Raw genomic sequence first — 13,719 nt, 5'->3', positions numbered from 1 at the left:
CATTAGCGATTTCGAGAGACGGATGAACATCACCACCTTTGCCAAACGCCTGTTCCTGCTAGTCCCGCTGCTTCTCTCACCCGCCGCGTTCGCGGTCGAGATGATGCCTTCGCCACCACAACTGGCCGCCAAGGCCTATGTGCTCATGGATGCCAGCAGCGGCAACGTGCTGGTCGAGAACAACGGTGACCAGCGTCTGCCGCCGGCCAGCCTGACCAAGCTGATGACCGCGTACATCGCGACTCTGGAAATCCGTCGTGGCCAGATCGGCGAAAACGATCCGGTGACCGTCAGCGAAAACGCCTGGCGTACCGGCGGTTCGCGGATGTTCATCAAGGTCGGCTCGCAGGTGACTGTCAGCGACCTGTTGCACGGCATCATCATCCAGTCGGGCAACGACGCCAGCGTTGCGCTCTCCGAGCACATCGCCGGCAGCGAAGACGCGTTCGCCGACATGATGAACAAAACTGTTGGCGACCTGGGCATGACCAACAGCCACTTCATGAACCCGACCGGTCTGCCGAACCCTGAGCACTACTCGTCGGCTCACGACATGGCCGTACTGGCTCGCGCGATCATCCACGAAGACCCGGCTCACTACGCGATCTACTCGCAGAAAGAGTTCTTCTGGAACGGCATCAAGCAACCGAACCGCAACCTGCTGCTGTGGCGCGACAAGACCGTCGACGGCCTGAAAACCGGTCACACAGACGAAGCCGGCTATTGCATGGTGTCTTCGGCCGTACGTGATGGCATGCGTCTGATCGCCGTGGTCTTCGGCACCAACAGCGAAGTGGCCCGTGCCGCCGAAACCCAGAAGCTGCTGACCTACGGTTTCCGCTTCTTCGAAACCCAGACCTTCTATCAGAAGGGCACCGAGCTGGCTCAGGCTCCGGTCTGGAAAGGCTCCACCAACCAGGTCAAGGCTGGCCTGGCGCAAGACCTGACCATGACCTTGCCAAAAGGCCAGCTGAAGAAGCTCGCTGCCAGCATGACCATGAACCCGCAACTGATCGCGCCAATCGCCAAGGGCGACGTGATCGGTAAAGTCGAAGTCAAACTGGACGACAAGGTGGTGCACAGCGCCGATCTGATCGCTCTGGATGGCGTCGAAGAGGGTGGTATCTTCCGCCGCATGTGGGATAGCATCCGTCTATTCTTCTACGGCTTGTTCAACTGATAGTGTGCACCTGCATGGCCCTGCGCTGATCCGGCGCGGGGCTTTGCCGTCGCCACGGCTTACGCTTACGAGGCCGTTACGCCATGACCGATACCGAAGTAAAGGCGCCAAAGATCGAGTTCCCTGCCAATGATTACCCGGTTAAGGTGATCAGCGACACCGGCGTGGGTAACAAGGACAGAATCATCGACATCGTCCGCAAATATGCAACGATCAACGATGAGCGTGTTGATGAGCGCCAGAGCAGCAACGGCAAATACACCACCATTCAGTTGCACATCGTGGCGACCGACCAGGATCAGCTGTACAACATCAACAGCGAACTGCGGGCAACCGGTTTCGTGCACATGGTGCTGTGATGTCCGGGGTGCTGGGCTTTCGCGAGCTCGGCCAGATGGCTTACGAGCCGGTCTGGCATGCCATGCAACGCTTCACCAACGAACGCGGCAACGATGCCGCCGACGAGATCTGGCTGGTGGAACACCCTGCGGTGTTCACCCAGGGCCAGGCCGGCAAGGCCGAGCATCTGCTGCTTCCCGGTGATATTCCGGTGGTGCAGGTCGACCGTGGTGGTCAGGTGACCTACCACGGCCCTGGCCAACTGGTGGCTTATCTGCTGCTGGACGTGCGCAAGCTCGGGTTTGGCGTGCGCGATCTGGTCAGCCGGATGGAGCAATGCCTGATCGAGCTGCTGGCCAGTTACGGTGTCACCGCCGTGGCCAAGCCCGATGCGCCGGGTGTCTACGTCGACGGGGCGAAAATCGCTTCCCTGGGTCTTCGGATCCGCCACGGCTGTTCCTTTCATGGCCTGGCCTTGAACGTGGACATGAACCTGGAACCGTTTCGACGGATTAATCCCTGCGGCTACGCCGGGCTGGCGATGACCCAGCTGAGCGATCACGCAGGATCGATTGAATTTGCCGAGGTAAGTGCCCGGCTGCGCGCGCAGCTCGTCAAACACCTCGACTATGCTGAGCAGACGACCCTGACGGGCGGAATCGACTGATATGACTACTGATGCAGTGCAAACCATGATCCCGACGCTCGATGTCACCGAGCGCCCGGCCCCGCGTCCCAAGGTTGAAGCCGGCGTCAAGCTGCGCGGCGCCGAAAAGGTTGCACGCATCCCGGTGAAGATCATTCCGACCACCGAACTGCCGAAGAAGCCGGACTGGATTCGCGTCCGCATCCCGGTTTCGCCGGAAGTCGACCGCATCAAGGCCCTGTTGCGCAAACACAAGTTGCACAGCGTGTGCGAAGAGGCGTCCTGCCCGAACCTGGGCGAGTGCTTCTCCGGCGGCACCGCGACCTTCATGATCATGGGTGACATCTGCACCCGTCGCTGCCCGTTCTGCGACGTCGGCCACGGCCGTCCGAAGCCGCTGGACGTCAACGAGCCGGAAAGCCTGGCCATTGCCATCGCCGACCTGCGCCTGAAGTACGTGGTGATCACTTCGGTGGACCGCGACGACCTGCGTGACGGCGGTGCCCAGCACTTTGCCGACTGTATCCGCGAAATCCGCAAGCTGTCGCCGAACGTGCAGCTCGAAACCCTGGTCCCGGACTACCGTGGCCGCATGGACATCGCGCTGGAAATCACCGCCGCCGAGCCGCCGGATGTGTTCAACCACAACCTGGAAACCGTGCCACGTCTGTACAAGGCTGCACGCCCAGGTTCGGACTATCAGTGGTCGCTGACCCTGCTGCAACGCTTCAAGCAGATGATGCCGCACATTCCGACCAAGTCCGGCCTGATGCTGGGTCTGGGCGAGACCGACGAAGAAGTCATCGAAGTCATGAAGCGCATGCGCGAGCACGACATCGACATGCTGACCCTGGGCCAGTACCTGCAACCGTCCCGCAGCCACTTGCCGGTCCAGCGCTTCGTGCACCCGGACACCTTCGCCTGGTTCGCCGAGGAAGGTTACAAGATGGGCTTCAAGAACGTCGCTTCCGGTCCATTGGTTCGCTCCTCGTACCACGCCGACGAGCAGGCGAAGCTGGTCAAGGCCGAGCTGATGTCGTCCTGATCGACTGTGAAGCATAAAACGCCCGCAAGGTTTCAAAGCCTTGCGGGCGTTTTTTTGCCTGGCCTACGACAACGGCTGCCTTTTCCTGCAACCTGCGGGGCAACGGTTCCTCTTCTGTTTGTCCCCGTTCCTGACTACTGTGTGCTGATGTTTTCACGCAGGGAGATTCACGGATGACCGCTCGACCGACCCTCACCCTTTGCCCTCATGCTCCCGTCCCGGCACTGCCGTCGGAAGGCATGATCGGCGTTATCGCACCCGCCGGTCCCGCGCCGCTGGACACCGACAAGGCGGTGCAATGGATGCGTGCCCGGGGTTATTCACTGAAAGTGTTTCCCGGGGTCTACGAAAAAAACGGCTACCTGGCCGGCAGTGACGAGGTGCGACTCGACGATCTGCATGCAGCGTTCGCCGACAGCGAGGTGGATGCGATCATCTGCCTGCGCGGTGGTTATGGCACGCCCCGGCTGCTCGACCGCATCGATTTTGATTTGCTGCGTGACAACGCCAAGCCGTTCGTCGGCTACAGCGACATCACTGCGCTGCATTTGGCGATCAGTCGTTATGCCGGCTTCGTGACCTTTCATGGTCCGTTGCTCAATGCCGACCTGCTGGGTGAGAAGCAAATACCTACCGAGTCTTCGTTCTTCAACATGCTGCGAGGGAAGGTGAGGGCGGGAACAGTGCTGGCGCATCCGGTGGCCTACCCGCTGACCACGATCGAGCCAGGCGTGGCTCACGGGCGCTTGCTCGGTGGCAATCTGGCCATGATCGCCGCGACCATGGGCACGCCCTACGAGATCGACGCCGAGGGCGTCATTCTGTTGATCGAGGATATCAACGAGCCGCTGTATCGCATTGACCGGTTGCTCACCCATCTGCGGCTGGCAGGCACGTTGCACAAGCTGCGCGGCGTGTTGGTCGGGGATGTGGCGGGGGTTGAGGTGGCGGCGCTGGACAGGTTGCTCAAGCAGATCTTCGAGCCATTGAAGATTCCGGTGCTGTCCGGGTGGCGCAGCGGCCATTGCGACCCGAACCTGACGTTACCCATGGGGGCGCTGGTCAGGCTGGATGCCGGAAACAAGGAATTGATGCTGGAGCAGGATGTGGTGGCCAGGCGCTAGATTTTTATCGCCTGTCAGTCAGTCTTCGCGGGCAAGCCCGCTCCCACAGTGTCCGCGTCGTACACAAATCATGTGAACGCCCCTGAACCTGTGGGAGCGGGCTTGCCCGCGATGCTTTTAGCGGTTACGCAGTCCTTCGAGCAACTTGTGCGTCGGATACCCATCTGCCGGCCAGCCAAACGACTGTTGGGCGCTGCGGATAGCCTTGCGGGTGTTGGCGCCGATGATCCCGTCGGCGGTGCCGGCGTCATAGTTTTGCGCGCTCAATAGGCTTTGCAGCTCGATCCGCTCGGTACGGCTCAGAGGCAGGTCATCCTTTGGCCACGTACCGCTGATCAAGCCTGCGCCATTGAAGCGTTCGGACAACAGGCTCACGCCCAGGGCATAGGACGACGAATTGTTGTACTTGAGAATCGCACGAAAGTTGTCGAGCACAAGGAACGCGGGGCCGCGGTAGCCAGCCGGCAATAGCAGTGCCGCAGACAGTTGCTCCGAGCCTGCCGGAACCTGGCCACCGTTGGGCAGCGTAACGCCCAATTGGCGCCACTCGGCAACACTCTTGCGAATCGTGCCATCGGCCAGTACGTAGTTGAAGCCGCTCGGCAGCTGAACTTCAAAGCCCCACGGCTGACCTCTCTGCCAGCCGGAGCTTTGCAGGTAATGCGCGGTCGAGGCCAGGGCATCAGCCGAACTGCTCCAGATATCGCGACGGCCGTCGCCGTCGAAATCAACGGCGTGGGTGTTGTAGGTGGTCGGGATGAACTGGGTCTGGCCCATGGCGCCGGCCCAGGAACCGAGCATCTTTTCGGGTTCGATGTCGCCTTGTTGCAGGATTTGCAGGGCCGCGATCAATTGCGCGTGGGCGAAGCCGGGACGGCGGCCTTCGTAGGCCAGGGTCGCCAGCGAGTTGATCACCGACTTGCTGCCCTGGAACTGGCCAAAATTGCTTTCCATGCCCCAAACGGCCACCAGCGCCTGACGATCAACGCCATAACGCTGCTCGATGCCTTGCAGGATGTCGGCGTACTGGTCGATCAGTGACTGGCCTTTGCGTACCCGCAGCGGCGACAACGCGCCATCGAGGTATTCCCACACCGGTTTTGCGAATTCCGGTTGGCTGCGATCGGCACGAATCACACTGGGGTCGAAGCTGACATTGGCGAAAGCGCGATCAAAAAGATCGGCGCGGATACCAGCGGCCAGGGCATCCTTGCGGAAACCCGCCTGCCATTCGGCAAATGTCTGGGTAGGCTGGATGTCGAGGTTCTCACCCGTCGGAACCACCGGCGGAACAACCGCCGGGGCGGTAGCGACAGGAAGTGTCTGAAGCGGCTGAGCGTCGGCTGCGGTCGGTTTTTCCGCACAGGCGACAAGCAAAACAAGGCTGGAGGCAGCGATCAATTGGCGTAAGTGCCAACGATGGGGAAGACAAAAGGGCATGCACGGGTCCAGGGAATACGAATCAGGTACAGACCTTAACATGTTGAAGGGGTGTTCTGCTTTACGCAGCCAGAAAGTAAGAAGCCTCCCAGCTGTCAGACTGGAAGGCTTCGCGGCGGTAGCTGCCTTTGCCCTTGGTGGGGCGTTCCTGGCGGCTGCGGAACAATGGCTGGGCGATGATGGATTTGGCCTTGTTGGGGCCATGCTTTGATGGCTTTTTGCTCATGATGGTGCCTCGCAAGTGAGTGGTTTTTGCGGGGCAAATCATCGGCCGAAGTTGAGGGGCTGTCTAGTCCCGGTGGCTGTCGGAAAAAGCGCCGTTCTTTGTAGGAGCGAGCTTGCTCGCGAAGCACTTGAGGGCGCTGCGTTAAATCAGAAAGTCTGCGTTATCGTTAACGAACATCGCGAGCAAGCTCGCTCCTACAGGGGGCGGTGTTATTCAGCGGGTAGGGTTAAGCGTTGCCCGGCCATCAACAACGTCAGCCGGCTCAGGCTCATCCACGGCGAACCGGCCGCTTGGCCCTTGATCTGCGCGTCGATGCGCTGTGCTTCGAGCAGCAATTGCGCCCAGCGTTGCGCCGAGTAGCGTTGCAGGGCTTTGCTCATCAAGGGTTTTCGTTTGTCCCAGACCGGAGGTTTGGCCTGGCTGAAAGCCTTGTCCAGCGGCGTGCCCTGACTGTATTGCAGCGAAATATTGGCCAGCAGGCGCAACTCTCGGGCCAGGGCCCAGAGAATCACCGGCGGCTCGACGCCTTCACCGCGCAACCCTTCGAGCATGCGCAAGGCATGGGCTGCTTCACCATTGAGAACCGCATCGGTCAGGCCAAAGACGTCGAAGCGCGCACTGTCGGCCACCGCAGCCTGCACGGTTTCAACGGTGATCTGACCCCCTTCGGCCATCAGTTTGAGCTTTTCGATTTCCTGGGCGGCGGCCAGCAAGTTGCCCTCGACCCGTGCCGCAATCAGCTCAACGGCGTCCTGGCTGGCGGAAAGCCCGGCCTGGGACAAGCGTTGGCGGATCCAGCTTGGCAGTTGGGCGACATCGACCGGCCAGATCTGCACGAACTGGGTCTGTTGTCCTTCGACCAGCGCCTTGCCCCACTTGGTTTTCTGAGCGCTGCCATCGAGTTTCGGCAAGCTGATCAGCAGCACGGTGTCGTCGGCCGGGCGCGAGCAGTACTCGATCAGCGCGGCGGCGCCCTTGTCGCCGGGTTTGCCGGACGGCAGGCGCAGTTCCAGCAGGCGCTTTTCGGCGAACAGCGACATGCTGGCGCCGGCTTGCAGCAGCGTCCCCCAGTCGAAACTGGCGTCGGCGGCAAACACCTGGCGTTCATCGAATCCCTGCTGGCGGGCGGCAGCGCGAACAGCGTCGGCCGCCTCCTGGCACAACAACGGGTCATCGCCGCTGATGATATAGACCGGCGCAAGGGCGCCTTGCAGGTGTTTGGCGAGTTGGGCGGGGGCGAGTTTCATAAGAGAGGGCGAACGGGGCGCACAGGCGCCCCGTAAGTCTTACTGCTGTGGCAGTTCGACAGGCGACTGACGCGGGGTATCCGCTTCAGCCTTCTTTGCCGCTTCCAGCGCCGCGGCGTCAGCCTTGGCCTTGGCTTCGGCAGTCTGCTGCAACTGGTCCAGTTGGGTGGGGTTCAGTTGTTCCAGGCGCAGCATCATGCGTTGAACCAACTCCCGGCGGCCTTCTGTGCGGGCCGTTGCGGCTTCCTGGTCGGACCCCACCAGGTTGTTGCCGTCGTGCATATAGATCTTCTGCACTTCAAGCTTGTCGCTCAACAGGGGCAGATCGCCGCGACCACGGATGTCGTAGTTCAACACGGTGGTGACCTGGTACTCACCGGCACGACCGGCACCTGCGTAGCTGAGGATGCGCTGGCTTTCCTGTTCATTGGTCAGTACCAGCTTGTAAGGAGCGCCGGTATAGACGTTGACGCCGCTGCCAATCAGTACCTGACGCAACTGGGTAACGGTTGGGCCATAAGCGTTACGGGCGCTCAGGTCGAGTTCCTTGATCGCCAGTTCATTGGTGCCGGTGCCGCGCAGCTGGAAACCGCAGGCGCTCAGCAGAACCGCGAGGCCCATCACCAGCAGATTGCGTTTGATCATCTTGTTGCTCCCCTTGAAACCATGTGGGCCGATCAAGCGGCCCGAAAGGTTTTACTCGGCGCCAGGCTCACCTGGCGCCTGATCCAATTAGCTGGCGACGATATTGACCAGTTTCCCGGGCACTACGATCACTTTACGAATGGTCAGACCGTCGACGAAGCGCAGCACGTTCTCGTTGGCACGGGCGGCGGCTTCGACTTCTTCACGGCTGGCACTGGCCGGCATTTCGATGTGGCCACGCAGCTTGCCGTTGACCTGAATCACCAGTTGCAGGCTGTCCTGTACCAAAGCGCTGTCATCCACCACCGGCCAACCGGCGTCGATCACAGGATCGGCGTGACCCAGTTGATTCCACAGCTCGTGGCTGATGTGCGGGGTGATCGGAGCCAGCAGCAGAGTCACGGTTTCCAGGCCTTCGTGAATCAGTGCACGATCCTGGTCGGTGCCTTGCGCGGCTTTTTCCAGTACGTTCATCAGCGTCATCACTTGCGCGATGGCGGTGTTGAACTTGTGGTTCTGGCCAACGTCCTGGCTGGCCTGCTTGATGGCCAGGTGGATCGAGCGACGAACGGCTTTCTGCTCGTCGTTCAGGCTGGCGACGTCCAGTTTGCCCGGCAGGCCCTGAGTGACGTGGGCTTGAGCCAGACGCCAGACGCGCTTGAGGAAACGGTGCGAACCTTCGACGCCGGAGTCGGACCATTCCGCGCTCATGTCAGGTGGCGAGGCGAACATCATGAACAGGCGGCAGGTGTCTGCGCCGAACTGGTCGATCATCGACTGTGGGTCGACGCCGTTGTTCTTCGACTTGGCCATCTTCTCGGTGCCACCGATTTCCACCGGCAAGCCGTCGGCTTTCAACTTGGCGCTGATGACCTTGGCCTTGCTGTCACGCTCAAGCTCGACGTCCGCCGGGTTGAACCAGGTGTAAGCGCCATTGGCTTCGCGGCGGTAGTAAGTCTCGGCGATCACCATGCCCTGGGTCAGCAGGTTCTTGAACGGCTCGTTGGAGCTGACCAGGCCTTCGTCGCGCATCAGCTTGTGGAAGAAGCGCGCGTAGAGCAGGTGAAGAATCGCGTGTTCGATACCGCCGATGTACTGATCCACCGGCAGCCAGTGGTCGGCCGCCGATTTTTCCACCAGACCGCCTTCAAAGTGCGGCGAGGCGTAGCGGGCGTAGTACCACGAGGACTCGACGAAGGTGTCCATGGTGTCGGTTTCACGCTTGGCAGGCTGGCCGCATTTAGGGCAGCTGCACTCGTAGAACTCGGGCATGCGCGCCAGTGGTGAACCGGCGCCATCGGGTACGACGTCTTCCGGCAGCACGACAGGCAGTTGATCTTCCGGTACCGGCACGTCACCGCAGGTGCCGCAGTGGATGATCGGGATCGGGCAGCCCCAGTAGCGCTGACGGCTGATGCCCCAGTCGCGCAGGCGGAATTGGGTACGCGAGGCGCCCAGTTCTTTCTTGATCAGTGCGACTTCGATAGCGTCGAAGGCGCCCGCGAAGTCCAGGCCGTCGAACTCGCCGGAATTGATCAGCGTGCCGTACTCGCCGTAGGCGTCTTGCCATGGTGCCGGGTTGCTGTCGCCGGAGCTGGTGCGAACCACGGATTTGACCGGCAGGTTGTATTTGTGGGCGAATTCGAAATCGCGCTCGTCGTGGGCAGGAACCGCCATGACCGCACCGTCGCCGTAATGCATCAGCACGTAGTTGGCGACCCATACCGGTAGCTTTTCACCGGTCAGTGGGTGCTCAACGAACAGGCCGGTCGGCAGGCCTTTTTTCTCTTGAGTCGCAACGTCGGCTTCCGCAACGCTGCCGCCCTTGCATTCAGCGATGAACGCTTGCAGCTCAGGGTTGTTCTGTGCGGCCAGGGTCGCCAGGTGGTGCTCGGCGGCGACGGCGACGTAGGTCGCGCCCATCAGGGTGTCCGGACGGGTGGTGAAGACTTTCAGCGCGCCCGCTTCGCCGATGGAATCGACGTTGTACGGGAACTGCACTTCCATGCCGCGGGACTTGCCGATCCAGTTGCGCTGCATGGTCTTGACCTGTTCAGGCCAGCCAGTCAGTTCGTCCAGGCTCTCCAGCAGTTCATCCGCGTAGGCGGTGATCTTGAAGTAGTACATCGGGATTTCGCGCTTTTCGATCAGCGCGCCGGAACGCCAGCCGCGACCGTCGATCACCTGTTCGTTGGCCAGAACGGTCTGGTCGACCGGATCCCAGTTCACGGTGCCGCTTTTTTTGTAGATCACGCCTTTTTCGAACAGGCGGGTGAACAGCCATTGTTCCCAGCGGTAGTAATCAGGCTTGCAGGTGGTCACTTCACGCGACCAGTCCACCGCCAGGCCCAGGCTGCGCAGCTGGGATTTCATGTAGGCAATGTTTTCGTAGGTCCACTTGGCGGGCGCTACGTTGTTCTTCATCGCGGCGTTTTCCGCCGGCATGCCGAAGGCGTCCCAACCCATGGGTTGCAGAACGTTCTTGCCTTGCATGCGCTGGTAGCGGGAGATCACGTCGCCGATGGTGTAGTTGCGCACGTGCCCCATGTGTAGCTTGCCGCTGGGGTAAGGGAACATCGACAGGCAGTAGTAAGTCTCCTTGCCTGGCTGTTCACTGACTTCAAAGGACTTTTGCTCGTCCCAGAACGACTGGGCGGCGGCTTCGATTTCACGGGGCTGATATTGTTCGTGCATGGCTACTTTTGAACTGAATAGGGGTGGCCTAATCCTCTTCAATGCAACGCTGGACGGTGAACACGCCGCATTGGCGTTTTCGATGTCCAGCCGAGCTGGAAGTGGAGTTACAGGAAGCGCCGTAGCATACATGACCGCGCTCTACCGAGGGAAACCCTGATTGCTGCCGCGCGTCCCGCAAAACCGCCGCGAGGGCCGTTGGTCGCGGCGCTCAGCCGGTTTGTTCATGGAAGCTAAGCTCTAACTGGGGAGTAGGTCTTATCTTCCAATGAGGTGAGGGATGGTTGAGTCACAGCAAAAAGCTACAAAACCGGAGCTGTACGAAAGGCTGATCGATCGTTTGGCCCTGGCCTTGGAAGCGGCAAGAACTGCTGGCCGGTTGCGCGACGTACGCCCTCTGGAACTGGAACTGCGTGGCCTGAGCCCCGCAGAGTTTGCACTGGTCAAGGCGTATCTGGATCGCAGTGAGCGTGAGACGCACGGATGTTTGTCAGAGGCGGTAAAGCAACTCGACGCACCACGTTCGGCCAAGATCATCTGGCTCAAGGACAAGGTTCCCGGCAGAGACGCGGTAAAGGTCCGGTCTTTGCAGTTCAAATAAGACGCAGAGCCGTGCTCAACGGTTTTTTGAAGCATAGTTCTTCTGTATTGATTGTCGCATTGCGCTAACCCACTTAGGCTTCGGGCATCTCCAGGAGATGCTCGATGCCTTTTCGTTACTTTGTAAAACAACTTCTTTTGCCCCCCGGCATTCTATTGCTGCTGCTTTTGCTTGCCTGGTGGTTGCGCCGCTCAAGGCCAAGGCTCGCCGGTGTGTGCTTTGCACTGGGGCTGGGGGGACTTTGGCTGATGAGCCTGCCGGTGGTGGTGCAGTGGAGTGCCAGCCTGCTCGAGCGTGAGCCACCGCTGGCCCGCGACGAATGGGCAGTGCTGGGCCAGCGCGCGGACGCCATCGTCGTCCTTGGTTCCGGACGCGAGCGCGGTGACTTGGCCTGGGGTTCCGACCAACCCACGGGTGTAGGCCTGGAGCGTCAGCGCTTTGCCGCGCGATTGACCAAGGCTTCCGGCCTACCGGTACTGACCAGCGGCGGATTGCATTACGGCACTCCGCCAAGCGAAGCGCAGATGATGGCTGACTCTTTGCGCGACGATTTTGGTGTGACCGTGCGCTGGCAGGAAGGGCGCAGCCGCACGACCTGGGAAAATGCGCAGTTCAGCGCCCAGGTGTTGCTGCCACAGGGCATCAAACGTGTGGTGCTCGTGACTCATGCCGGGCATATGCCACGAGCGGTCTGGAGTTTCCGCAAGGCCGGGTTTGAGGTGGTGCCGGCGCCGGTAGGGTTTCTGAGCGGCGACAATGCGCGGCCACTGGGAGGCTGGATGCCGGAATTCAAGGCGATCTGGCAGAACGGGCAGTTGATGAACGAGGCGGTGGGGCAGATCGGTTATTCGTTGTTTTACTGAAGTGATGTCTGGGCTGGTTGATGAGGTGCCTGGGATGCCGCCTTCGCGAGCAAGCCCGCTCCCACACTGGATCTAAGTCGGTCTCTGTATTTGTGTACGACGCCGATCAAATGTGGGAACGGGCTTGCTCGCGAAGCTTTTAAACGGTTTTAGCCATCCGACTGGCGATCAGCGCCCAGCCAAACAACAACACGCAGAGAATGAGCAATGGCCACGAACGCCATTCCAGGTACGGCGTGAGGTTGTGCATCGGCACCACTTCGCCATACAGGATGCCGCGTTCGAACTGCGGGATCTGATCGGTAATCTGACCGAACGGGTTGATCAGGCCGGACACGCCGTTGTTGGTGGCGCGGATCATCCAGCGGCCGGCCTCCAGCGCACGCATCTGCGCCATCTGCAGGTGTTGCAGCGGACCGATGGAGGTGCCGAACCAGGTGTCGTTGCTGATGGTCAGCAACAGGTCGCTGCGGGCGGCGAGGCTGGCGGCGAATTCCGGGTACACCACCTCATAACAGATGTACGGCGCGATCTGATAACCCTTGGCTTGCAGCAGCGGCTGGTCAGATGGTCCGCGGGCAAAGTCCGACATCGGCAGATCGAAGAAGGCGATCAGCCCGCGCAACAGATCCTCCAGCGGAACATATTCACCAAACGGCACCAGTTTTTGCTTGAGGTAGGTGCCGTCGCCTTCGCCGACAACGGTGATGCCATTGAAGAAGCGCTTCTCGTGGCGGACCTCCATGCGGACCGGGACGCCGGTAATCAGCGCCGATTTACGCTCGGCCGCGAAGCTGCCCATCATGTTCAGGTAGCCCTCGGCGGACTCCTTGAGCACCGGGATCGCCGTTTCCGGCCAGATGAGAAGGTCGACTCGCCTGGAGCTGAAACTCATGTCGCGATACAGCGCCAGTTGCGCGTTGAGCTGCGTCGGGTCCCACTTCATGCTTTGTTCGATGTTGCCCTGAATGGCGGCGACGCTCAGTGGCGGGCCCGACGGGCTGGTCCAGGCGTGGTGCTTGAGCGCGATGCCGGCCAGCCACGGGCCGACCAGCAGCAAAACACCGGCAGCGATGAAGCCTTTGCGCCCCGTGCGAACCAGGCGCATGCCGTTGTAGATCAACGCAGCTGTCAGGGCCAGCGTGAAGGAAATCAGCCACATCCCGCCGATAGGCGCGAGCCCGGCCAGCGGGCCATCGAGCTGGCTGTACCCGGAATACAGCCACGGGAAACCTGTCAGGAACCAGCCGCGGAAGGCTTCCTGGCCGACCCACAGCGCTGCGAAGGCCAGGGCGTCGGCCAGCGGCGCTTCATTTCGGCGTAGCCAGCGCGCCCATATCCAGGCGGGCAGGGCAAAGAACCAGGCAATTGCCGCCGTGAAGAGCAGCATCAGGAAACCGGCCAGCAACACCGAAGCGCCGCCGAAGTGGTGAATGCTGTAGTAGATCCAGCTGGTGCCGGCACCGAACAGGCCGAAACCGAAAAACCAGCCGCGCCCGAGTGCCTGACGTGGGCTCAGCTCGCGCAGGCCGGCATAGAACAGGCCGACGGCGAGCAGTGCCAGGGGCCAGATATCGAACGGCGCCAGGGCCAGTGTGGTGATTGCACCGGCCGCCACGGCCAGCAGGTTACCGGGCCAGCCGGGGCGGGTTGTCCAGCGCATTTCAAT

At 61.1% G+C, this 13,719-nt stretch carries 13 protein-coding genes; 7 read left to right on the top strand and 6 right to left on the bottom strand.

What is annotated here, in order from left to right; genetic code table 11:
• Positions 1-22: 22 nt before the first annotated feature.
• From PspS34_RS24610 to PspS34_RS24590, 5 genes are all read left to right on the top strand, one after another.
• Entirely contained in the window at positions 23-1,180 is a 1,158-nt protein-coding gene (locus PspS34_RS24610; RefSeq protein ID WP_056728857.1) for a D-alanyl-D-alanine carboxypeptidase family protein, read from the top strand.
• Between the two features lie 83 nt (positions 1,181-1,263).
• The gene (locus PspS34_RS24605) at positions 1,264-1,539 is read left to right on the top strand and encodes a DUF493 domain-containing protein (protein WP_008052383.1); all 276 of its coding nucleotides are present in this window, start codon (positions 1,264-1,266) and stop codon (positions 1,537-1,539) included.
• Positions 1,539-2,186, top strand: a complete 648-nt coding sequence (gene lipB / locus PspS34_RS24600) for a lipoyl(octanoyl) transferase LipB (RefSeq protein ID WP_046041686.1) — start codon at positions 1,539-1,541, stop codon at positions 2,184-2,186. Before PspS34_RS24605 ends, lipB begins: the two co-directional genes overlap by 1 nt.
• 25 nt (positions 2,187-2,211) lie before the next feature.
• Positions 2,212-3,210, top strand: a complete 999-nt coding sequence (gene lipA / locus PspS34_RS24595; protein ID WP_162130289.1) for a lipoyl synthase — start codon at positions 2,212-2,214, stop codon at positions 3,208-3,210.
• A gap of 173 nt (positions 3,211-3,383) precedes the next feature.
• Positions 3,384-4,334 (top strand): LD-carboxypeptidase, encoded by a 951-nt coding sequence (locus PspS34_RS24590; RefSeq protein ID WP_057713161.1) that lies wholly within the window; start codon positions 3,384-3,386, stop codon positions 4,332-4,334.
• Between the two features lie 117 nt (positions 4,335-4,451).
• On the opposite strand, the gene PspS34_RS24585 is transcribed toward PspS34_RS24590, so the two are convergent.
• The 5 genes from PspS34_RS24585 to leuS all read right to left on the bottom strand — a co-directional run bounded on the left by PspS34_RS24585 (position 4,452) and on the right by leuS (position 10,586).
• Entirely contained in the window at positions 4,452-5,774 is a 1,323-nt protein-coding gene (locus PspS34_RS24585) for a lytic murein transglycosylase (RefSeq protein WP_090451593.1), read from the bottom strand.
• Between the two features lie 61 nt (positions 5,775-5,835).
• Positions 5,836-6,000: an alternative ribosome rescue factor ArfA gene (gene arfA / locus PspS34_RS24580; protein WP_003228536.1), complete on the bottom strand. Its 165-nt coding sequence runs from the start codon at positions 5,998-6,000 to the stop codon at positions 5,836-5,838.
• 209 nt (positions 6,001-6,209) lie between these two features.
• Positions 6,210-7,247: a DNA polymerase III subunit delta gene (gene holA, locus PspS34_RS24575; RefSeq protein WP_150814337.1), complete on the bottom strand. Its 1,038-nt coding sequence runs from the start codon at positions 7,245-7,247 to the stop codon at positions 6,210-6,212.
• 39 nt (positions 7,248-7,286) lie between these two features.
• Complete coding sequence (gene lptE / locus PspS34_RS24570) at positions 7,287-7,892, bottom strand: LPS assembly lipoprotein LptE (RefSeq protein ID WP_154862119.1); 606 nt, start codon at positions 7,890-7,892, stop codon at positions 7,287-7,289.
• Between the two features lie 87 nt (positions 7,893-7,979).
• Entirely contained in the window at positions 7,980-10,586 is a 2,607-nt protein-coding gene (leuS, locus tag PspS34_RS24565; RefSeq protein ID WP_150814335.1) for a leucine--tRNA ligase, read from the bottom strand.
• Positions 10,587-10,866: 280 nt separating this feature from the next.
• Here leuS and PspS34_RS24560 point away from each other — a divergent pair, with 280 nt between their 5' ends.
• Complete coding sequence (locus PspS34_RS24560) at positions 10,867-11,187, top strand: hypothetical protein (protein ID WP_008052397.1); 321 nt, start codon at positions 10,867-10,869, stop codon at positions 11,185-11,187.
• Between the two features lie 104 nt (positions 11,188-11,291).
• A complete protein-coding gene (locus PspS34_RS24555) occupies positions 11,292-12,050 on the top strand; it encodes a YdcF family protein (protein WP_154862120.1) in 759 nt (252 codons plus the stop codon).
• Positions 12,051-12,189: 139 nt separating this feature from the next.
• Here the strand turns inward: PspS34_RS24555 and lnt are convergent, their stop codons facing one another.
• Positions 12,190-13,713: an apolipoprotein N-acyltransferase gene (lnt, locus tag PspS34_RS24550; RefSeq protein WP_154862121.1), complete on the bottom strand. Its 1,524-nt coding sequence runs from the start codon at positions 13,711-13,713 to the stop codon at positions 12,190-12,192.
• Positions 13,714-13,719 lie beyond the last annotated feature (6 nt).

It is taken from the genome of Pseudomonas sp. S34 (assembly GCF_009866745.1).
Classification (GTDB): domain Bacteria; phylum Pseudomonadota; class Gammaproteobacteria; order Pseudomonadales; family Pseudomonadaceae; genus Aquipseudomonas; species Aquipseudomonas jessenii.
Note: the sequence above shows the minus strand (reverse complement) of the source record. Positions and strands in the feature narration are given on the sequence as shown.

What these genes read in the sequence shown, in the direction of transcription:
- lipB (WP_046041686.1), top strand. Translation starts at nt 1,539, where the DNA reads ATGTCCGGGGTGCTGGGCTTTCGCGAGCTCGGCCAGATGGCTTACGAG.
- PspS34_RS24555 (WP_154862120.1), top strand. Translation starts at nt 11,292, where the DNA reads ATGCCTTTTCGTTACTTTGTAAAACAACTTCTTTTGCCCCCCGGCATT.
- leuS (WP_150814335.1), bottom strand. Translation starts at nt 10,586, where the DNA reads ATGCACGAACAATATCAGCCCCGTGAAATCGAAGCCGCCGCCCAGTCG.
- PspS34_RS24605 (WP_008052383.1), top strand. Translation starts at nt 1,264, where the DNA reads ATGACCGATACCGAAGTAAAGGCGCCAAAGATCGAGTTCCCTGCCAAT.
- PspS34_RS24560 (WP_008052397.1), top strand. Translation starts at nt 10,867, where the DNA reads ATGGTTGAGTCACAGCAAAAAGCTACAAAACCGGAGCTGTACGAAAGG.
- arfA (WP_003228536.1), bottom strand. Translation starts at nt 6,000, where the DNA reads ATGAGCAAAAAGCCATCAAAGCATGGCCCCAACAAGGCCAAATCCATC.
- lipA (WP_162130289.1), top strand. Translation starts at nt 2,212, where the DNA reads ATGATCCCGACGCTCGATGTCACCGAGCGCCCGGCCCCGCGTCCCAAG.
- PspS34_RS24585 (WP_090451593.1), bottom strand. Translation starts at nt 5,774, where the DNA reads ATGCCCTTTTGTCTTCCCCATCGTTGGCACTTACGCCAATTGATCGCT.
- lptE (WP_154862119.1), bottom strand. Translation starts at nt 7,892, where the DNA reads ATGATCAAACGCAATCTGCTGGTGATGGGCCTCGCGGTTCTGCTGAGC.
- PspS34_RS24590 (WP_057713161.1), top strand. Translation starts at nt 3,384, where the DNA reads ATGACCGCTCGACCGACCCTCACCCTTTGCCCTCATGCTCCCGTCCCG.
- holA (WP_150814337.1), bottom strand. Translation starts at nt 7,247, where the DNA reads ATGAAACTCGCCCCCGCCCAACTCGCCAAACACCTGCAAGGCGCCCTT.
- PspS34_RS24610 (WP_056728857.1), top strand. Translation starts at nt 23, where the DNA reads ATGAACATCACCACCTTTGCCAAACGCCTGTTCCTGCTAGTCCCGCTG.
- lnt (WP_154862121.1), bottom strand. Translation starts at nt 13,713, where the DNA reads ATGCGCTGGACAACCCGCCCCGGCTGGCCCGGTAACCTGCTGGCCGTG.